Below are 740 nucleotides of genomic sequence, written 5' to 3'. Positions count from 1 at the left end.
TCTTTAACACACTTAATACATGAAATTTATTTAATGATTCATGACATTAAAAATAATTTCAGACTCTGAATTTCCTTGTGTTTCATGTCATACAAACTGCTGCAAAGAATATGTGATATTTGTTAATGCTCATGATATTTACCGACTGTCAGTTGGATTGGGATTACCCCCTGATAATTTTTTAGAGATTTATGGGGCAAAAGACTATTCTCTTGGAATTAAGGTAAAAGAAGGATTATTGGATCTTGCACTAAAGCAAAAAAATGGAGGATGTACATTTCTTGAAGAGACGGGAGATATTTTTCGATGTACAGTTAATGACTTTAAACCAGGAGTATGCAAATCATATCCATTTCAAATGAAAGATGGTAAGTTAACTCAGATGGATGAAAAGATGTGTCCTGTAGACTGGGATACTAGTAATTTTGAGGCTATGATGACTATTCATCTCAAAAAAGATGTATCTGAATGGAAGTACTATGATGAATTGGTAAAGGAATGGAATGCAAAGCACTGGATAAAAAAACCCCTATCTGCATTTTTGAAATTCATGCTAGATAGAGTGTCTTTGGAATTTGTCAAAGTTTGATTTGCCAGAATTTTTTAACAAGCCAAAATAATTCAAAGAAATGAAGAAATATTTTCCAATAGTTATAGCATCTGTACTAGTTGGAATTTATCTTGTCTTATCTTTGGTAGTATTTCCTCCTCTCTATCTCTCAAAAGAGATACCTAACCCC

At 32.3% G+C, this 740-nt stretch carries 1 protein-coding gene; it reads left to right on the top strand.

Going from position 1 to position 740, the window contains the following annotated elements; genetic code table 11:
• Positions 1-40: 40 nt before the first annotated feature.
• Positions 41-589, top strand: coding sequence for a YkgJ family cysteine cluster protein (locus BG20_RS05475; RefSeq protein WP_010191973.1), 549 nt, complete (start codon positions 41-43; stop codon positions 587-589).
• Positions 590-740 lie beyond the last annotated feature (151 nt).

This window comes from Candidatus Nitrosarchaeum limnium BG20 (genome assembly GCF_000241145.1).
In the GTDB taxonomy this organism is placed as follows: Archaea; Thermoproteota; Nitrososphaeria; order Nitrososphaerales; family Nitrosopumilaceae; genus Nitrosarchaeum; species Nitrosarchaeum limnae.
Note: the sequence above shows the minus strand (reverse complement) of the source record. Positions and strands in the feature narration are given on the sequence as shown.